The sequence below is a fragment of the Arthrobacter sp. TJ-238 genome, assembly GCF_058269215.1.
This window is the reverse complement of the sequence record NZ_JBZCNH010000002.1, coordinates 94077-113660: the sequence shown is the minus strand read 5'-3', so window position 1 is coordinate 113660 and position 19584 is coordinate 94077. Positions and strand designations below refer to the sequence as shown.

General features: G+C 70.6%; 15 protein-coding genes. 7 read left to right on the top strand and 8 right to left on the bottom strand.

Going from position 1 to position 19584, the window contains the following annotated elements:
- Positions 1-29 precede the first annotated feature (29 nt).
- The 6 genes from AC4D2O_RS03870 to AC4D2O_RS03845 are packed head-to-tail and all read left to right on the top strand — an operon-like array spanning position 30 to position 5794.
- Positions 30-1403 carry a glutamine synthetase family protein gene (locus tag AC4D2O_RS03870; protein WP_490905286.1) on the top strand — a complete coding sequence of 458 codons (1374 nt, stop codon included), beginning with the start codon at positions 30-32 and terminating at the stop codon, positions 1401-1403.
- Between the two features lie 7 nt (positions 1404-1410).
- On the top strand, positions 1411-2178 hold the full coding sequence (locus AC4D2O_RS03865; RefSeq protein ID WP_490905285.1) for a gamma-glutamyl-gamma-aminobutyrate hydrolase family protein: 768 nt from the start codon (positions 1411-1413) through the stop codon (positions 2176-2178).
- Positions 2175-3557 carry an aldehyde dehydrogenase family protein gene (locus AC4D2O_RS03860; RefSeq protein ID WP_490905284.1) on the top strand — a complete coding sequence of 461 codons (1383 nt, stop codon included), beginning with the start codon at positions 2175-2177 and terminating at the stop codon, positions 3555-3557. Before AC4D2O_RS03865 ends, AC4D2O_RS03860 begins: the two co-directional genes overlap by 4 nt.
- Positions 3558-3598: 41 nt before the next feature.
- Positions 3599-4396, top strand: coding sequence for a 3-oxoacyl-ACP reductase (locus tag AC4D2O_RS03855; RefSeq protein ID WP_490905283.1), 798 nt, complete (start codon positions 3599-3601; stop codon positions 4394-4396).
- Positions 4397-4442: 46 nt separating this feature from the next.
- On the top strand, positions 4443-4619 hold the full coding sequence (locus AC4D2O_RS03850) for a hypothetical protein (protein WP_490905282.1): 177 nt from the start codon (positions 4443-4445) through the stop codon (positions 4617-4619).
- A 26-nt stretch (positions 4620-4645) separates the two neighbouring features.
- Positions 4646-5794 carry a benzoate/H(+) symporter BenE family transporter gene (locus tag AC4D2O_RS03845; protein WP_490905843.1) on the top strand — a complete coding sequence of 383 codons (1149 nt, stop codon included), beginning with the start codon at positions 4646-4648 and terminating at the stop codon, positions 5792-5794.
- Between the two features lie 40 nt (positions 5795-5834).
- On the opposite strand, the gene AC4D2O_RS03840 is transcribed toward AC4D2O_RS03845, so the two are convergent.
- Positions 5835-7136 (bottom strand): cation:proton antiporter, encoded by a 1302-nt coding sequence (locus tag AC4D2O_RS03840; RefSeq protein ID WP_490905281.1) that lies wholly within the window; start codon positions 7134-7136, stop codon positions 5835-5837.
- Positions 7137-7304: 168 nt separating this feature from the next.
- Between AC4D2O_RS03840 and AC4D2O_RS03835 the strand changes: the two genes are divergently transcribed.
- Complete coding sequence (locus AC4D2O_RS03835) at positions 7305-10598, top strand: DEAD/DEAH box helicase (protein ID WP_490905280.1); 3294 nt, start codon at positions 7305-7307, stop codon at positions 10596-10598.
- 30 nt (positions 10599-10628) lie between these two features.
- Here the strand turns inward: AC4D2O_RS03835 and AC4D2O_RS03830 are convergent, their stop codons facing one another.
- From AC4D2O_RS03830 to AC4D2O_RS03800, 7 genes are all read right to left on the bottom strand, one after another.
- Positions 10629-11615 (bottom strand): alpha/beta fold hydrolase, encoded by a 987-nt coding sequence (locus AC4D2O_RS03830; protein WP_490905279.1) that lies wholly within the window; start codon positions 11613-11615, stop codon positions 10629-10631.
- A 10-nt stretch (positions 11616-11625) separates the two neighbouring features.
- Positions 11626-13125 carry an ABC transporter ATP-binding protein gene (locus AC4D2O_RS03825; RefSeq protein WP_490905278.1) on the bottom strand — a complete coding sequence of 500 codons (1500 nt, stop codon included), beginning with the start codon at positions 13123-13125 and terminating at the stop codon, positions 11626-11628.
- Positions 13122-13871: an energy-coupling factor transporter transmembrane component T gene (locus tag AC4D2O_RS03820; protein WP_490905277.1), complete on the bottom strand. Its 750-nt coding sequence runs from the start codon at positions 13869-13871 to the stop codon at positions 13122-13124. Before AC4D2O_RS03820 ends, AC4D2O_RS03825 begins: the two co-directional genes overlap by 4 nt.
- Before the next feature lie 3 nt (positions 13872-13874).
- Entirely contained in the window at positions 13875-14726 is an 852-nt protein-coding gene (locus AC4D2O_RS03815) for an ECF transporter S component (RefSeq protein WP_490905276.1), read from the bottom strand.
- A gap of 136 nt (positions 14727-14862) precedes the next feature.
- Positions 14863-15903 carry a nucleoside hydrolase gene (locus AC4D2O_RS03810; RefSeq protein WP_490905275.1) on the bottom strand — a complete coding sequence of 347 codons (1041 nt, stop codon included), beginning with the start codon at positions 15901-15903 and terminating at the stop codon, positions 14863-14865.
- Positions 15904-15905: 2 nt separating this feature from the next.
- Positions 15906-16571 (bottom strand): GntR family transcriptional regulator, encoded by a 666-nt coding sequence (locus AC4D2O_RS03805; protein ID WP_490905274.1) that lies wholly within the window; start codon positions 16569-16571, stop codon positions 15906-15908.
- Positions 16572-16666: 95 nt separating this feature from the next.
- A complete protein-coding gene (locus AC4D2O_RS03800) occupies positions 16667-19507 on the bottom strand; it encodes an aconitate hydratase (protein ID WP_490905273.1) in 2841 nt (946 codons plus the stop codon).
- Positions 19508-19584 lie beyond the last annotated feature (77 nt).

Sequence of the window (19584 nt, the reverse complement as noted above, 5' to 3'; positions counted from 1 at the left end):
CCGCAGTCGCCCCTCCCCGAAGGAAGCCCATGGAACCGCATCCCCGCAACGAGCGCATGCTCACGATCGACCAGCTCACGTCAGCAATCCGGTCCGCGGAGATCGACTCGGTGGTGCTGTCCTTCACGGACATGCAGGGCAGGCTGCAGGGCAAGGTGATCCACGGCCAGTTCTTCCTCGACACGGTCCTCGGCCACGGCACCGAGGCCTGCAACTACCTGCTGGCCGTCGACACCGAGATGAACACCGTGGAGGGGTACGCGATGTCGAGCTGGGAGACCGGGTACGGGGACATGGTCTTCGATCTGGACTACGACACCATCCGCCGCCTGCCCTATCGCGAGGGCACCGTCATGATCCAGTCGGATCTGTCCTTCACGACGGGCGAGCCGGTGAACGTCGCCCCCCGGAGCATCCTGAAGGCACAGGCCGCGAAGGCCGCGGATCTCGGCCTGCGGGCCTTCTCGGGAACCGAGCTCGAGTTCCTCGTCTACAACGAGTCCTTCGAGGGCGCACGGCTCAAGGAGTACCGCGACCTCGTCCCGGCGAACCAGTACAACGTCGACTACTCGATCCTCGGCTCGCTGCGCGTCGAGCCCCTCCTGCGGGACATCCGCAACGCGATGTACCAGGCGGGGATGGTGGTCGAGTCCGCGAAGGGCGAGTGCAACCTCGGCCAGCACGAGATCGCCTTCAAGTACGACGACGTCGTCGTCACCGCCGACAACCACAGCGTGTACAAACTCTCGGCGAAGGACATGGCGTCGCAGCGGGGGCAGGCCGTGACGTTCATGGCCAAGCCGAACGAGCGTGAGGGCTCCTCGTGCCACATCCACATGTCCCTGCGGGGCGAGGACGGCGGGCTGGTGTTCTGGGATGCCGGGAAGAACGAGCGCACGCCGCTCTACGACCACTTCATCGCAGGGGTCCTGGCCACGATGCGCGAGTTCACGCTCTTCTACGCCCCGAACATCAACTCGTACAAGCGCTTCGCCGAGGGCTCCTTCGCCCCGACGGCGGTCGCCTGGGGCCTGGACAACCGCACCTGCTCGGTCCGCCTGGTGGGCCAGGGCGCCTCGGCACGGCTCGAGAACCGCCTCCCCGGCGCCGACGCCAACCCCTACCTCGCGCTGGCCGCCATGCTCGCGGGCGGACTCCACGGTGTCGCGAACGCCCTCGAGCTGCCACCGCGGATGGACGGCAACGCCTACCACTCGGACGCCGAGCACGTCCCGGCGACCATGCAGGAGGCTCGGGATCTCTTCGCGGGGTCCGCGATCGCGCTCGAGGTCTTCGGCAAGGACGTCGTCGAGCACTACACGCACTACGCCGACGTCGAACTGGCGCAGTTCAACGCCGCCGTCACGGACTGGGAAATGCGGCGCGGGTTTGAGCGGCACTAGGACAGCGGTGGCAGGCAATCCGGCGCGCGACACCTACCGGCCGAGGGTCGGCATCACCACGTACTGGCAGTCGGCGGCCTGGGGCGTCTGGGACCGGACGGCGGCGATCGTCCCGGCCGCCTACATCCGGGCGGTGGACGACGCGGGAGGAACCCCCCTCCTGCTGCCCCCCGTCGGCACCGACGCGAGCGTGCTGTCCCTGCTCGACGGGCTCGTCGTCATCGGAGGCTCGGACGTCGACCCCTCGCACTACGGCGCCCCGCCGCACCCGCGCACCGTCAGCCAGCCGGAACGCGACGAGCACGACCTCGCGCTGACCCGCGCCGCCCTGGCCGCGGACATACCGCTGTTCGCGATCTGTCGCGGTGCGCAGATCCTCAATGTCGCCCTCGGCGGCACCCTCCACCAGCACCTGCCCGACCTCCACCAGGACGCGGCACGGTACCGGCCCGCGCCAGGCGTGTTCGGGAGGGTCGACTTCACCACCACACCCGGGTCGATCGCGCGCCGGCTGCTCGGCAAGCGCGCGTCGAGCCCCTGCTACCACCACCAGGGGCTCGACGCCGTCGCGGGCGGCCTGCGGGTCACCGCACGGGCCACCGACGGCACCGTGGAGGCCGTCGAGAGCGCCGACGGGACCTCTCCGGGGTGGCTCCTCGGCGTGCAGTTCCACCCCGAGGAGAACGGGCAGGACCGGCGCCTGTTCGGCGGGTTCGTCGACGCCGCACTCGCCTACGCGCTGCAGCGCCCCGAGACCGCAAGGACCGCGTCATGAGCCCTACCCGGCAGATCCTCAACCCCGCCACCGAGGAGTCCATCGGTACCGTGTCGATGGCCGGACCCGAGGAGACCGACGCCGCGATCGCCCGGGCGGCGGCGGCCTTCCCCGCCTGGCGACAGGTGGCACCGGCCGACCGGGCCCTGCTGCTGCGCCGGTTCGCGGCGGCCGTCGACGCCGCGATCGACGACCTCGCGGCGCTCGAGGTTGCCAACGCCGGCCACACGATCGCCCTCGCCCGCTGGGAGGCCGGCAATGTGCGGGACGTCCTCACGTACTACTCGGCGGCGCCGGAACGCCACGTCGGACAGCAGATCCCGGTCGCGGGAGGCGTGGACATCACGTTCCACGAACCCCTCGGGGTCGTCGGCATCATCGTGCCCTGGAACTTCCCGATGCCCATCGCCGCCTGGGGATTCGCCCCGGCCCTCGCCGCGGGCAACACCGTGGTGCTCAAACCCGCCGAGCTGACGCCCCTGACCGCCGTCCGGCTCGGCGAACTGGCACTGGAGGCGGGCATCCCCGAGGGTGTCTTCACGGTGCTGCCCGGCAAGGGGACCGTGGTCGGCGAGCGCTTCGTGACGCACCCTGCGGTACGGAAGGTCGTCTTCACGGGCTCAACCGCCGTCGGCAAGAGGATCATGGCCGGATGCGCGGACCAGGTCAAGAGGGTGACGCTCGAACTCGGCGGGAAGAGCGCGAACGTCATCTTCGCGGATTCCGATCTCGAGAAGGCCGCGGCGGCGATACCGGACGGGGCGTTCGACAACGCGGGCCAGGACTGCTGCGCGCGATCCCGCGTCCTCGTGGAACGCCCGGTCCTGGACAAGGTCCTCGCCCTGCTCGAGAGCGCGGTGACGTCCGTCCGCGTCGGTGACCCCCGGGACGCCGGTACCACCATGGGGCCCCTCATCTCGGCGGGCCAGCGGGAGGCTGTGGCCCGGTTCGTCTACGACGGGAACGGGAAGGCCGTGGCGGACGTCGCGTTCCAGGGGTCCGTCCCGGCGGGGCCCGGCTTCTGGTTCCCGCCCACGGTCCTCACGCCGTCGACCCCCGATTCACCGGCCTTCACGGACGAGATCTTCGGGCCCGTCGTGTGCGTCGTGCCCTTCGACGACGAGGCGGACGCGGTGCGTATCGCCAACGACTCGGCGTACGGCCTGTCCGGCTCCATCTGGACCCGCGACATCGGCCGCGCGCTCCGCGTCTCGCGCGCCATCGACGCCGGGAACCTCTCCGTGAACTCGCACGCCTCCGTGCGGTACTCCACCCCGTTCGGGGGGTTCAAGCAGTCGGGCTTCGGCCGCGAGCTCGGACCCTCCGCGCTCGACGCGTTCAGCGAGACCAAGAACGTCTTCCTCGCCACCGACGCCTGACCCGCGCCGGCCCACATCCCGCCCACCCCGAGGAGTGCTTCATGACGGACCTGCCCTACAACGGACTCGTCACCAACCGCCTGAAGGAGCGCACAGCCGTCATCACCGGCGGCGCGTCGGGCATCGGCCTCGCCACCGCCCGGCGGCTCGCCCATGAGGGGGCGGTCGTGGTGATCGCCGACATCTGCGACGAGAGCACAGGCAGGGGGCTCGCGGAGCGGATCGGAGGCAGGTTCGTGCGCACGGACGTCACGGACGAGGACGACGTCAGGAACATGTACGCGTTCGCGCAGGAAACCTACGGGTCGATCGACATCGCCTTCAACAATGCGGGGATCTCACCCGAGGACGATTCCTCCATCCTCACCACGGGGATCGACGCCTGGCGGCGCGTCCAGGAGGTGAACCTGACGAGCATCTACTACTGCTGCAAGCACGTGCTTCCGTACATGCAGGCCCAGGGCAAGGGCTCGATCATCAACACGGCCTCCTTCGTGGCGCTGGTGGGCGCGGCGACGTCCCAGATCTCCTATTCGGCGTCGAAGGGCGGCGTGCTGTCGATGAGCCGGGAACTGGGCGTGGAGTTCGCACGGCAGGGTATCCGGGTCAATGCGCTCTGCCCCGGGCCGGTCAACACGCCGCTGCTGACGGAACTGTTCGCGAACGACCCCGAGAAGGCGGCGCGACGGCTCATCCATGTACCGCTGGGCCGCTTCGCGGAGCCGGACGAGATCGCCGCCGCGGTGGCCTTCCTCGCCTCGGACGACGCCTCCTTCATCACCGCGAGCCAGTTCTCGGTGGACGGCGGTGTCACCGGCGCGTACGTGACGCCCCTGTGAGGCGTGGTGCGGCTCACGCCCGGCGGTGCTCTGCCAGACTGGGCGTATGCCGAACAGTGAACAGCCGACCGCCGACCTGCCCACACCCGAAGCCGAACTCCGCGAACGCCAGGACGTGCTCGTCCGGCAACTCGCCGTGGAGCAGAACACGGCCCGGCTGCAGTCCCTCAGCGACGAGCTCGAGGCCGTGCAGCGGCTCCTCGAGCAGGGCCGCGGCGCCTGAACCGGCAGTCCGGCCTGCAGGAGCCGATCCTCGCGGGCATCGTCACCGCGCTCGTCGGGTTCACGTCGTCGTTCGCCGTGGTCCTCGCGGGGCTGCGGGCCACCGGGGCGACGCCCGAGCAGGCGGCGTCGGGCCTGCTGGCCCTGACGGCCGTCGTCGGGCTCGGGATCGTGCTGCTGGCCGTCCGCTACCGCATCCCGGTCACGCTGTCCTGGTCCACGCCCGGCGCCGCCCTGCTCGCGGGGGCGGCCATGCCTGCCGGCGGGTGGCCGGCGGCGGTGGGGGCGTTCCTCGTGACCGGCCTGCTGATCGTGCTGACGGGCGCCGTGCCGTGGCTGGGCGGTCTCGTGGCGCGGATCCCCCAGCACCTCGCGCAGGCCATGCTCGCCGGAGTGCTGCTGCCGCTCTGCCTCGCACCCTTCCAGTCGCTCGGCACCATCCCGCTCCTCGTGCTGCCGGTCATCATCGTGTGGCTGGCCGCGTCCGCGCTCCTGCCCCGCTGGGCCGTGCCGCTCGCGCTCGTCACGGCGCTGGCCGTGATCGGGGTCCGGCTCGCCGTCGACGGGACCGTGATCGCCGCGTCGTCGCTCGCCCCGTCCGTCGCGGTCACCGTCCCGGTGCTCGATCCCGCGGCCGTGGTGGGCATCGCCCTGCCGCTCTACGTGGTGACCATGGCGTCGCAGAATCTTCCCGGGGTCGCCGTCCTGTCGTCCTTCGGCTACACCGCGCCCTGGCGGCCGGCGCTCGCTGTGACGGGACTGGGCACGGCCGTCGTCGCGCCGTTCGGCGGTCATGCCGTCAACCTCGCGGCCCTGTCCGCCGCCCTGGCCGCCGGTGAGGGTGCCGGCGAGGACAGGGACCGACGCTGGGTCGCCGCCCTCACGGCAGGGATCTCCTACCTGGTGCTGGCAGCGGGGTCGGGCGCGCTCGTCGTCGTGGTCGGTGCCGCACCGGCGGGTCTCGTGGAGGCGGTCGCAGGGCTCGCCCTCATCGGCACCATGGCCACGGCCGTGACGGCGTCCTTCAGTGACGCAAGGGGCCGCATGAGCGGAGCGGTGACGTTCCTCCTGGCGGCATCCGGCCTGTCCGTCCTCGGCATCGGCGGGGCATTCTGGGCGCTGGTCGGCGGACTGCTGGTCCGGGCGACCCTCGAGCGGCCGACGGCGCGTCCCTGATCCGCTGCCTGACCCGCCTTCTACGGCTTGCCCCTCCGGACTAGACCGGCGTCTTCGGCGCCTGCGCCTCGTCGCCCTGCGCACGCGCCTTCCGCTGCCGGGCACGATCCAGGGCGTTGATGACCGGCGCGGCGGTGATGCCGTGCACCACGATCGACAGGACGATCACGAGGCCGCCGATACGCCACAGCGCCGACTCGTCCCCCGTGAAATCGCCCTTCGACAGGGCGTAGGCCAGGTAGTAGACCGTGCCGATCCCGCGCACGCCGAAGAACGCCAGGACGCCGCGCTCCCACGGTCCGGTCTTGCCGCGGGCGAGACTCAGCCAGGCCGTGACCGGCCGGACCAGGAGGATGAAGGCGACGGCCACCACGACCTCGAGGGGGCGCAGCCCGTCGAACAGGCCGCGTGCCACGGCGCCGCCCAGCAGGACCAGCACGACCACGGTCAGGAGCCGCTCGAGCTGCTCGATGTAGCTGTGGAGGACGCCGTGGTAGCCGTGGGTCTGCTCGCCGGCCCGGATGGTGACGGCGCAGACGAACACGGCGATGAAGCCGTAGCCCTCCACAGCCTCGGTGACGCCGTAGGTCAGGAACGTGGCGGCGAGCGCCACGAAGCCTTCGGAGTGGTTGGCGAGGCGGACGCTCTTGACGGGCGCCCGGAAGAAGATGCGGCCCAGCAGCGCACCTATGCCGTATCCGAAAGCGCACCCGATGATGATGCGCCACAGGACGTCGAGCAGGGCCCACTCGGGGAACCAGGCGGAGGGGGACGCGCCGACGGTGCTGATGAGGATCGCCAGGTAGATGAAGGGGAACGCAAGGCCGTCGTTGAGGCCGGCCTCCGAGGTCAGGCCGAAGCGCACCTCGTCCTCGGCCTCGAGGTCCTCCTCCGATTCGGACGGTTCGCCCACCTGCACCTCGGAGGCCAGGACGGGGTCGGTCGGGGCCAGCGCGGCGGCGACCAGCAGCGCCGAGGCCAGTCCGAGCCCGAGCAGCCACATCCCCATCAGGGTCAGCACGAGGATGCACAGCGGCATCGCGATGCCCAGCAGCCGCCAGGTCGTCGACCAGCGGCGCCAGCCGACCCTGCGGTCCAGGGCGAGCCCCGCTCCCATGAGCGAGACGATGACGCAGACCTCGCTGAGGTGGATCGTGACGTCGCTGTACTGCATCGGATCGGGGTCGGGCAGGCCGGGCGAGAAGCTGAACACCAGGATCCCGGCGGCCAGGAACACCATGGGCATGGAGACCGGGGCGCGCATGAGCAGCCGGGGCAGGAGTGCCGCGGCGAACACCGCGAGCCCTGCCGCCGCATAGGTGATGCTTGCTGCTTCGAACACGCGTGCCTTCTTCCGTCTCCGCCGGCCCCCCCTGCCGATCATCAGTGCCCTTTCCAACAGTAGGGCAGGGATCGCGTGCGTACGGCGCAACGGCGGAAACCGGTCCGCCGTCGGAGAATGCGGCGGTCCGTGCAGTAGAGCGTCGCCGTTGCGTGAGAGCATGGAATTATGCCCAATTCCAGCCACCCCATGGTCGATGTCACCGACATCATCAGGATCGTGGGCGGGGCCGCGTTCCAGCGCGGGCAGACCTACGCCAAGGACGGCGCCGTCAGCTCCCTCGCCTGGGACGCCGACGCGAAGCTCCTGACCGGCCACGTCCGCGGCAGCGCGCCCTCCGAGTACAGGACCAAGCTCCGCCTGGGGTTGAAGGGTGACGGGCGTTTCCGCCCGCTCGAGAACTTCTGCAGCTGCCCGGTGGGCGCGGACTGCAAGCACGTCGCGGCGACCGCCCTCCAGAGCAACACCGAAAGCCTCCTGGCGCAGCACGAACGCGAGCTCGGCGCGCGCCCGGCCCCGCGGCCGTCGGTACCGGAGGGGTGGCAGGCGTCCCTCCTGGACCTCCTCGGATCGGACGACACCCCGCACGCCACCGCTCCGCTGACGCCACTCGGACTGCAGTTCGAGCTGCGCACCCCCGAGGTCGCCGTCCAGCGGTGGGGGTCCGCGGCCGAGCGCCAGGGCCAGCGCACGCTCAACACGCGCCTCGGCGTGCGGCCGGTCAGCCAGAACGGCAAGGGCAAGTGGATCAAGAACAACCTGTCCTGGGGCAGCATCAGCTACCAGACCTACGGGCTGAAGCTCGACCCCGAGCAGCACCGCTGGTTCTCCCAGTTCCCCGCGCTGCACCGCGGCACCGGGGTCAACTACTTCGGCAACAACGACTCCTGGCTGTACCTCGACGACTTCAGCAACCCGCTCCTGTGGCAGCTGCTGGACGAGGCGCAGCGTCTCGGGATCGCCTTCGTGGGATCCAAGAAATCCGTGACCATCGAGCTCGCCGACCAGGCCACCCTGAAGCTCGACGCGACCGAGACCGACGACGGCTCCCTCCGGCTGCGCCCCGCTCTCGACATCGACGGACAGCCCCACCCCTCGGACACCGCCCACGTCATCAGCACCCACGGCCTCTACACCGTGGCGCCCGATGACACCATCACGCTCGCCCCGACCGCCCGGAAGCTGACGCCCAAGGACATCGAACTGCTGCAGCGCGGCCGCTCCGTCGTCGTGCCCGAGGAGGAGAGATCCCTCTTCCTGCAGGAGTACTACCCGAAGCTGCGGCAGTCCATCGAGGTGGACAGCAGCGACGGCAGCGTGGAGCTGCCCGAGATCCAGCCGCCGGCCCTCGTGGTGACCACCGCCTACGGCACCGACGGCTCCGTGTCCCTCGACTGGCACTTCGACTACCCCCTCGGCGAGACCGTGCAGCGCCGGCCCTTCCGCAGGGGCGGACCCGGCAGCGACGACGGTTACCGGGACGCCGACGCCGAGGACGCACTGGCGTCCTCAGCCCGCGCGGTCCTCGGGCCCGTCCCGCTGAAGTCCCTGAAGCTCGAGGACATGCAGGCCGTGGAGTTCGTGGAGGACGTCCTGCCGAAGCTCGCGGAGCTCGACGGCGTGAGCGTCCACGTCGTGGGCGAGAAGCCCGACTATCGCGAACTGACGGAGACACCCACACTGCGCATCAGCACCGTGGAGACGGACAACCGTGACTGGTTCGACCTCGGCGTGATGGTGACCGTGAGCGGGCGCACCATCCCGTTCGACTCGATCTTCCGGGCCCTCGCCCAGGGTCGGAAGAAGCTGAAGCTCGTCGACAACACCTACCTGTCCCTCGAGCAGCCCGTCTTCGACCAGCTGCGCGAGCTCATCGAGGAGGCCCGGTCGCTGAGCGAGTGGGACCCCGAGTCCGGCCTGCAGATCAGCCGCTACCAGGCGGGCCTCTGGGCGGACTTCGAGGACCTCGCGGAGGAGACCGAGCAGGCGCAGTCGTGGCGGGATGCCGTGAGCGGGCTGCTCGAGCTCAAGGACGTCGAGGCGACCCCGGCACCGGAGGGCCTCGTCGCGGACATGCGCCCGTACCAGGCCGAGGGGTTCAGCTGGCTGGCGTTCCTGTGGCGGCACCAGCTCGGCGGGGTCCTCGCCGACGACATGGGCCTCGGCAAGACCCTGCAGGCCCTGGCCCTGATGACCTATGCGAAGGAGAGCACCGGTCTCGACGCGCCGTTCCTCGTCGTCGCCCCCACCTCCGTGGTGCCCAACTGGTCCAACGAGGCACGCCGCTTCGCCCCGGGTCTGGACGTCGTCTCCATCGGCGACACGCAGGGCGCCTCCGGGATCCCCGTCCGCGACCAGGTGCGTGGCGCGGACATCGTCATCACGTCCTACACGCTCTTCCGGCTCGATTTCGCCGCCTACCAGGACCTTCCGTGGTCGGGCCTCGTGCTCGACGAGGCCCAGTTCGTGAAGAACCGCGCCTCCAAGGTGCATCAGGCCGCCAAGGACTTCGACGCGCCCTTCAAGCTCGCGATCACCGGCACGCCCATGGAGAACAACCTCATGGAGCTGTGGTCGATGTTCAACATCGTGGCGCCGGGGCTCTTCCCCTCTGCGAGGAAGTTCACCGATGACTACCGCACGCCGATCGAGAAGATCGGCGACAACCGGCCGCTCGTCCGGCTGCGCAAGCGCATCCGGCCCCTCATGATGCGGCGCACCAAGGAGGCCGTGGCCTCCGATCTCCCGCCCAAGCAGGAGCAGGTCCTGGAGGTAGAGCTGCACCCGGAGCACCGGCACATCTACGAGACGTACCTCCAGCGCGAGCGGCAGAAGCTCCTCGGGCTCATCGAGGACATGAACCGCAACCGGATGATCGTCTTCCGCTCCCTGACGCTCCTGCGCATGCTCAGCCTCGACGCCTCGCTCGTCGACCCGGAGCACGAGGGTGTGCCCTCCGCCAAGCTCGAGGTGCTCTTCGAGAACCTCGACGGCATCATCGCCGAGGGCCACCGGGCGCTCGTCTTCAGCCAGTTCACGTCCTACCTCAGGAAGGCGGCCGAGCAGCTCGATGCCCGCGGCATCCCGTACGCCTACCTGGACGGCTCGACGCGCAGCCGCGGGGAGGTCATCGACTCCTTCAAGGACGGCGACGCGCCCGTCTTCCTCATCAGCCTCAAGGCCGGCGGGTTCGGCCTCAACCTGACCGAGGCGGACTACTGCTTCCTGCTGGACCCGTGGTGGAACCCGGCGTCCGAGGCGCAGGCCGTGGACCGCACCCACCGGATCGGGCAGACGAAGAACGTCATGGTCTACCGCATGGTGTCCAAGGGCACCATCGAGGAGAAGGTCATGAAGCTCAAGGAGCAGAAGGCCAAGCTGTTCACGTCCGTCATGGACGACGACGCCGTCTTCAGCTCGGCGCTCACGGCGGAGGACATCCGGGGCCTGCTGGAGGCGTAGCCGGGCCCACTGGGCGTCGGGCTTCTCCGCTCAGGCGTCGCTGGTACGCAGTGCGGGTGCGAGCAGTTCCGCGAAGGCCCGGGGGTCCCGGGCGATCCACCAGTGCCCGCCGGGCACCGTGGTCACCGTCAGGTCCTCCACCCAGTCCTCCAGGCCCTCGACGAGGTGCGGGGAGAGGAACGGGTCCTTCAACGGCACGATGACGTGCACGGGCACGGTCACCCGTCGTCGCCGGGGCGGCGCGGCGTCCGAAGCCATGTTCGTCCGGTACAGCGCCAGGCCCCGGACGGGGTCCGAGCCGACATTGCGCCGCACCGTCAGTTCGTAGCGGCGGGTGAGGCCGTACTTCCAGACCAGTTCCGGGAGGACCGGCAGCTGGAAGGCCCCGACGTACGAGCTGCGCAGCACCTGTCCCACCCCCTGAAGTGCGCGTCGGGGGTCCTGGAACCGGCTCCTCAGCCAGCGGGAGAAGTGGCGGAGGTCCGGTCCCGAGATGCTGGTGTAGTCCGTGACCAGGCCGTCGGAGCGCTCGTCCTGGACCGCCGCCCAGCCCTGGATGGATCCCCAGTCGTGGCCCACGAGCCGCACGCCGCCCGGCGCGCGCGCATCGGACGCGGGACCGGATGCCACGCCCGAGGAGGCATCGCCGACCGCAGGGCCGACCGCAGGGCCGACCGCAGGGCCGACCGCAGGGCCGACCGCAGGGCCGACCGCAGGGCCGACCGCAGGGCCGACGGCGGAGATCACGGTGAAGATGTCGTCGACGAGTTCCGCGAGGGTGAAGCCGGCGCCGTCTCGGGGGTGTGAGCGGCCGGCGTTCCGGGTGTCGAAGGCCACGAGGTGGTGGGTTCCGGCGAGTTCCCGGAGGACGGGGTGGAAGACACGGTGATCGTCGGGATAGCCGTGGACGAACACCACGGTGGGCACCTCCGGGCCTGGCTCCAGGCCGTACTCGAACACGGCGAGGTCGGCGCCCTCCGAGCGGATGGTCCTGTGCCTCTGCCGCAATACGTCCATGGGACCCACCCTAGGGGCTGGAACCACTCCCGGGGAGGCCGACGTCGTCCGCCATGACCCTGCCCGCGTCCAGCCGTACGGTGCGGTGCGCCACCGCGTCGGCGAACGCGGCGTCGTGCGTGGCCAGCACCACGGCGCCGCCCTCCCGGGCGTGCCGGGCGAGCAGACCGGCGAGCAGGGAGCGGGTCGGTTCGTCGAGGCCGGCCGTCGGCTCGTCGAGTGCCCACACGCGGGGGCCCGTGGCGATAAGGCACGCCAGGGCGACGAGTCGCCGCTGGACGAAGCCCAGCTCGTACGGGTGGGCCTGCTTCGATCCGCCGAGCCTCAGCCGGTCGAGCACTTCGGCGGCCCGCAGGGCGGCGTCGTCCTTCGCGATACCGGCGGCCCGCGGACCGTAGGACACCTCGCGGAGGACGGTGCGCTCGAACAGCTGCTGGTCGGTGTCCTGGAACAGGTAGCCCGCGGTGGCGGCGAGCGCGCCGGTCGGCTGGCGGAGGATCGGCACACCGCCCACGGTGACCCGGCCGGTGTCCGCCCGATGCAGCCCGTTGAGGTGCTGGAGCAGCGTGGACTTGCCGGATCCGTTGGGTCCGCGCACCGCGACGATCTCCCCGGCGCGGACGGACAGGTCGACGGCGGTCAGCCCGGCCCCGCCCGTCTGCCCGTCGGGGGCATGGCGGAAGCCGACGCCCTCCATCCGGACGAGCACGGGAGCCGAGGGGTCCACCGGATCGGGAGCGGCTGCGCGCGGCGGATCACCGCCGATGCCGATCCCGTAGCGCCCGAGGCCCGCCCGGTGCGCTTCGGCCAGCGGACCGTCGAACACGCACCGCCCGTCGGCGAGCGCGAGGACGCGGGCGCCCCGCGGCGCGGTCCGGGGCATCAGCGGTTCGCAGACGACGACGCCCGTACCGTCGCGGCGCAGATCCTCGAGCACCGTCGCGACGCCCCGCGCTGCGTGCTCGTCGAGTCCCTGGAACGGCTCGTCGAGGACGAGGATCCTCGGCCGCTGGACCATGGCCGCGGCGATCACCGTCCGTTGCAGCTGGCCGCCGGAGAGCCGTCGTGGGTCCCGGTGCAGCAGGTCCCCGAGCCCGAGGGCCGCGGCCACGTCCCCGACGAGCCGACGCAGGTCATCGGCCGGCACGCCGCGGTTGGCGGGGCCGAACGCGATCTCCTCGCCGACCGTCGCGGACATCATGGACAGCTGGCCCCATGCGCCCTGCGCCACGTGGGCCACCTTCGCGCTCCACGCGGACGGGTCGATCCGCGGGTCGGTGGGCACGCCGTCGAACCGCACGGTCTCCCCGTCGAGCGTGATCGCGCCCCGGAAGGAAGACCCGGCGTCGCCGCCGGTCTGCCCAGCCAGGAGCCTGGCGAGCGTCGTCTTGCCCGAGCCGGACGCGCCGGCGACGATCACGTACTCCCCCGGCGCGATCCCCAGGGTGAGGTCCGTGAGGAGCGTCGTGCCGTCGTCGTAGGAGAAGGATCCGCTCTCGAGGGTGATCACGGCGCCACCGCGAGCCAGACGACCGAGAAGGCGGCCACCGCGACGACCATGCCGCGACGCACCAGGCGCTGCCGGTGGGAGTCCGTGTCCGGCAGGTAGCTGGTGCGGGCCGCGGAGGACGAGAAGCCCCGCGCCTCGAGCATGCGGTTGCGTTCGGAGGCGTCCACGAGCAACCCGATGACCAGCGGGGTCATGACGGTGAGCAGGGCCCGGAACCGGGAGAGGGGGCTGCGCCCGACCACCAGGCCGCGTGCCTGCTGGGCCCGGGTGATCTGCTGTCCGCGCAGCGCGACGTGCGGTACGAGCCCGACGGCGGAACCCACGATGAAGACGAGCTTCCTGTTCCAGCCGCGGTGCGTCATGCTCGCCAGGAGGTCGGGCAGGTCCAGCGTCATGGCGGCGGTCAGCAGGACCCCCGTGAAGACGCTCATGCGCAGCCCCATGAGGGCCGCGAAGGCGAGTCCCTCGGCCGTCACGCGTGCGACCCCGAGATCGGCCAGGACGGTGCGCCCCTCGGGATAGAACAGGCCGTGGAGGAGCAGCGAGGAGATCAGCAGCGGCCCGGCGACCAGGGTGATCGCGAGGCCGATCTGCCGGGCCCTGCCGGAGAGGAGCACGGCGGGCAACACCACGAGCACGAGGACCGCGAGTGAGAACTGCCAGCGGTTCACCACGAGGACGAGCACCACCAGCAGCGCTGCGGCGAGCAGCTCTGTCAGCGGATTGTAGATCCTGCGGCGCGGCATGACTCAGGCGGCGCCGTCTCCGTGGGAGGTCTTCATCGGGCTCGGGGCGCCCGGTGCATCGGTGCGCCTGCCGAGCACGCGGTGGGTCCGGGCGAAGGGGAACCGGCGGACGGCGCGGGGCGGCAGTGCGTACACGATCAGCGCGACGACGACGAAGACCACGACCTTGTCGAGCGAGTCCGACAGCAGTCCCTGCTTCGTTGCGGCGACCAGGAGCTTGTCGCCCATCGACCGGAAGACGGCGATGATCGCGTTGGTGCCGAACGTGCCGGCCGCGCCGAACATGAACACCGCCACCGGGGCCGCGACCAGCCCGCCGATCGCGCCGACCACGAGCCCTGCGACGGGCGCGAGGTACACGCGGCGGAACGCGCCGTACCGGGCGGCGAGACCCGCGAGCAGTCCGATCAGCGCGGCACCGGCAGCGAAGGGCAGTGCGAACGGGTTGAACAGGCCCCAGATGGCGTTGCTGAGCGCGCCGGTCGCGGCCCCTGCTGCGGGGCCGGCGAGGACGGCGACGAGCACGGTCCCGATCGCGTCGAGGTAGATCTGCATGCCCAGCGATCCCGCGATCTGCCCAATCGCGATGTTCAGGGCGATACCGAGCGGCATCACCACCAGGGAGGCGGTGCTGAGCATCGGCAGGATCCCGGCGACCAGCAGGGCACCTCCCCCGAGGAACCCGAAGAGCGTGACGAGCGAGGCGACGCTGGCCATCCCACCGGCGATCTCCGCGGGCTGCACGGTCACCAGGAACACGTACGTGGCGACGATCAGCGCTCCGCCGAGGACGATGAGCAGGCGGCGGGGCCGCTGCGCGGTGGTGGCGGGTGCGAGGGTCAGGGGTGAACTCACGATAGTCCTAGGGCGCGATCGAGGGAGGAGGACGCACCTCATGTCACCTCGGCGCCGGCCGCGCAGCAGTGCGGGCACGTCCAGTGTACCGGGGGTCCGGACCACCGCGGCGGGCATGCGCCCGGCGCGTGCAGGGTCAGCCGTGCATCCTCGCGAGGTCCGACAGTCGGCGGACCATCAGCTCGAACACCGCCGCAGGGTCGTTGCCCGTCACGATCCGCGCGTTGGGCGCCCGCTTCCACATCCCCGCGGTGTCGGCGACCGTCTGCCCGACGGTCAGCGGCGACCCCGTCTCCACGTCGACGGTGGCGAGGCGCTCCTCGACGTCGGCCTCCCCCGTCGCGACCATCGCCGCGAAGAGGTCGTGCAGGTGCGCGAGGTAGCCCTGGTCGTACAGGCGGTGGAACTCCATGTAGAAGCGCAGCGCGTCCGAGACACAGGCGACGACGGCGTTGTCGCTGCGGCTGCGGGTCCCCACGGGATCGTCGGGCGAGAGCAGTTCCGGCGCGGCACCGGCGGCACGCGCGACCGCATCGACGTGGGCGGGTGTGCACTCGATCCGCTCCGTGGTCTCGAGCGCGCACACGACGGGCAGCTTCTCGACCGGCAGCCCCTCGTACGCGGCGAACACCTCCTTCGCGGCGTGCGGGTCCACGTGGATGTTCCACTCGGCCACCGGTGTCGTGTTCCCGGGGTGGTGGAACGCGCCACCCATGATGACGAGCCCCTTCAGGAGCATCGGCAGCTCGGGCTCGGCGCGCAGGGCCAGCGCGAGGTTGGTGAGCGGCCCGGTCACCACAGCGGTGATCTGCCCGGGATGACAGCGGACGGCCTCGAGCCAGACGTCGACGGCGTGCCGTCCCGAGACGCGTCCGCGCGGCGGGGGCAGGACGGCGTAGCCGATGCCCTGGTCGCCGTGCGTCTCCTCGGTGGTCACGAGGGGCACCTCCAGCGGCACCTCGCTGCCGATCGCGACCTCCACACCGGCGTGGCCGCACAGCTCCAGCAGCGCCAGGTTGTTGACGGCGACCTGCCGTGCCCCGACGTTGCCGGCCGTGCAGGTGATCCCCTCGAGGGAGACCCCGGGCGTCGCGAGCAGGTACAGCAGGGCGACGGCGTCGTCGATCCCGGTGTCGACGTCGAGCAGGAGGCGGTGCCTGCCGCTCTCGGGGGCCACGGTCAGTCCGCCGCGGTGGTGCGGAGCAGCTGGAGGCGGAGGGTGCGGGCCGTCTCCATGTGGGTGCGGGCGATGGCGCGGGCGTCGTCACTGCGCCGCTCGGTGATGGCGGAGATCAGCGCCTCGTGTTCGAGGAGCACCTCCTGCCACCGGTCCCCCACGGACAGGGTGGAGCGCGGTGTGTGGATGAGGTGCGTGGAGAGCCGCTGCAGGAGGTCCATGAGGATGGGGTTCCGTGCGGAGGCCCACAGCGACGTGTGGAATTCGAGGTTGTTGGTGACCTTCGTGGTGTCGTCGGGATCGACGACGGCGCGGTCGCGTTCCAGCAGCGCCTCGAGACGCATGATGTCCGCGGTCCCCCGGTTGAGGGCAGCCTGGCCGGCGGCCTCCTCCTCGAGCATGACGCGGAGGTCGTAGATCTGGATGACTTCCTGCGGGTCGATCTGCGGGACCTGCAGGCCGCGGGCCGCCCGCTCGAGCAGGCGTTCGTGCTGCAGCCTGCTGAGGGCCTCCCGCACCGGGGTCCGCGAGACGCCGAAACGCTCCGAGATCACCACTTCCCGCAGGGCGGTGCCCGGCGGGTGGACGCCCGCGAGGATCTCGCCGCGGAGGACGCGGAAGATGGCGTCGCCGTCCACGCGCGCCGACAGTTCCGTTGACTCGGTCATGGCGCCCCCTCGGTGTCGCGGTTCGGGTGGCAGGGCGCAGGCCCTGCGTACGGTCCGGGCCGGGAGGTGCACTCCCGGCCCGGAATCTCGTGGCGCTAGCCCGCGAGCTGGCGCAGCACGTACTGCAGGATGCCGCCGTTGCGGTAGTAGTCCGCCTCGCCCGGGGTGTCGATGCGCAGGACGGCGTCGAACTCGACCGGCGAGCCGCCGTCGGCCGGGGTGGCCGTGACCTTCACCGTGGTGGGGGTACGGCCCTCGTTGAGTTCGGTGACACCGCTGACCGCGAACGTCTCCGTGCCCGTGAGCCCGAGGGACTCCGCGTTCTGGCCCGCGGGGTACTGCAGCGGCAGGACGCCCATGCCGATGAGGTTCGAGCGGTGGATCCGCTCGTAGCTCTCGGCGATGACGGCCTTCACGCCGAGCAGCGCGGTGCCCTTGGCCGCCCAGTCACGCGACGAGCCGGAACCGTACTCCTTGCCCGCGAGGACCACCAGCGGCGTTCCCGCGGCACGGTAGTTCTCGGCGGCGTCGTACACGGCTGCCTGCGGTGCGTCCGGCTGCGAGAAGTCCCTCGTGAACCCGCCCTCGACGCCGTCGAGCAGTTGGTTCTTGATGCGGATGTTCGCGAATGTGCCGCGGATCATGACCTCGTGGTTGCCACGGCGTGAGCCGTAGGAGTTGAAGTCCTTCCGCTGCACGCCCTTCTCGGTGAGGTAGCGGCCGGCCGGGGTGTCCGACTTGAACGATCCCGCGGGCGAGATGTGGTCGGTGGTCACCGAATCGCCGAGCTTCAGCAGCACGCGTGCGCCGTCGATGTCCTCGACCGGGCTCGCCTCGCGCTGCATGCCCTCGAAGTACGGGGGCTTCCGCACGTACGTGGACTCCGGATCCCAGGCGAACGTGGCGCCGGCGGGCGTCGGCAGGGACTGCCAGCGCTCGTCGCCCTCGAAGATCGTGGCGTAGCTCGAGGTGAACATGCCCTCGTCGATCGACGCGTCGATGACCTGCTGGACCTCCACCGGGTCGGGCCAGATGTCCTTCAGGAAGACGTCGGTGCCGGCCTCGTCCTGGCCCAGGGGCTCGGTGTCGAAGTCGAAGTCCATGGTCCCGGCCAGTGCGTAGGCGACCACCAGCGGCGGCGAGGCCAGGTAGTTCATCTTCACGTCGGGGTTGATCCGGCCCTCGAAGTTGCGGTTGCCGGACAGGACGGCGGTGACGGCCAGGTCGTTGTCCTGGATGGCCTGCGAGATCTCGTCCTCCAGCGGGCCGGAGTTGCCGATGCACGTGGCGCACCCGTAGCCGACGGTGAAGAAGCCGAGCTTCTCGAGGTACGGGATCAGGCCGGACTTCTCGTAGTAGTCGGTGACGACCTTGGAGCCCGGGGCCACGGAGGTCTTCACCCACGGCTTGGACACGAGGCCCTTCTCGACGGCGTTCCGGGCCAGCACGGCGGCGGCGAGCATCACGGACGGGTTGGAGGTGTTGGTGCAGGACGTGATGGACGCGATGCTGACGGCGCCGTGATCGAGTTCGAACTCGCGGCCGTCCTTCATGCTCACGCTGACCTTCTTCGACGGACGCGAATCCGGCGCTCCGGCGCCGACCGTCTCGCGGGGCTTCGCGTTCTCCTCGATGTTCGAGGACGCCGTGCCGGGGGTGAAGGTCGGGGCGTCGGAGGCCGGGAAGCTCTCCTGCGACGCCTCGTCGACGGTGCCGCCGGGCGCGAAGTCCAGGTCGGGGTCGTCGGAGTAGTTGCGGAGGTCCTCGCGGAACTGGCTCTTCGACTTGGTGAGCTCCACGCGGTCCTGCGGGCGCTTCGGTCCGGCGATCGAGGGCACCACGGTGGACAGGTCCAGTTCGAGGTACTCGGAGAAGCGGATCTCGCGCGAGGGATCGTGCCAGAGGCCCTGCTCCTTGGCGTACGCCTCGACGAGCGCCACGTTCTCGGCCGGACGGCCCGTGAGGCGCAGGTAGTCGAGCGTGACGCCGTCGATCGGGAACATCGCGGCCGTGGAGCCGAACTCGGGGCTCATGTTGCCGATGGTGGCGCGGTTGGCGAGCGGCACGGAGGCGACGCCCTCGCCGTAGAACTCCACGAACTTGCCGACCACGCCGTGCTGGCGCAGCATCTGCGTGATGGTGAGCACGACGTCGGTGGCGGTGGCACCGGCGGGGATGTCCCCGGTGAGCTTGAAGCCGACGACGCGCGGGATGAGCATCGAGACGGGCTGGCCGAGCATGGCCGCCTCGGCCTCGATGCCGCCGACGCCCCAGCCGAGGACCCCGAGGCCGTTGACCATGGTGGTGTGCGAGTCGGTACCCACGCACGTGTCGGGGTAGGCGCGCAGGACGCCGCCCACCTCGCGGGTCATGACGGTGCGCGCCAGGTACTCGAGGTTGACCTGGTGGACGATGCCCATGCCCGGGGGCACGACCTTGAAGTCGTCGAACGCGGTCTGGCCCCAGCGCAGGAACTGGTACCGCTCGCCGTTGCGCTGGTACTCGATCTCCATGTTGCGCTCGAGCGCGCCGGCGTTGCCGAAGGCGTCGATCTGCACCGAGTGGTCGATGACCATCTCGGCGGGTGCGAGCGGGTTGACGCGCTTCGGATCGCCGCCGAGATCGGCCACGGCCTCGCGCATCGTCGCCAGGTCGACGACGCAGGGTACGCCCGTGAAGTCCTGCATGATCACGCGGGCCGGGGTGAACTGGATCTCGGTGTCGGGCTGGGCGTCCGCATCCCACCCGGCCAGGGCACGGACGTGGTCCGCCGTGATGTTCGCACCGTCCTCGGTGCGCAGCAGGTTCTCCAGGAGCACCTTGAGGCTGAACGGAAGGTTCTCGGAGCCTTCGACCGCACTGAGCCTGAAAATTTCGTATTCAGCGCCGGCGACATCGAGTACGCCCTTCGCGCCGAATGAGTCCGCAGTCGTCATGACGTCGGCTCCCTTCAGAGAGATTCGTGGAATAACCCCAGTCTATTCCACCTCCCGCGTCACTGTATACAGTGGTA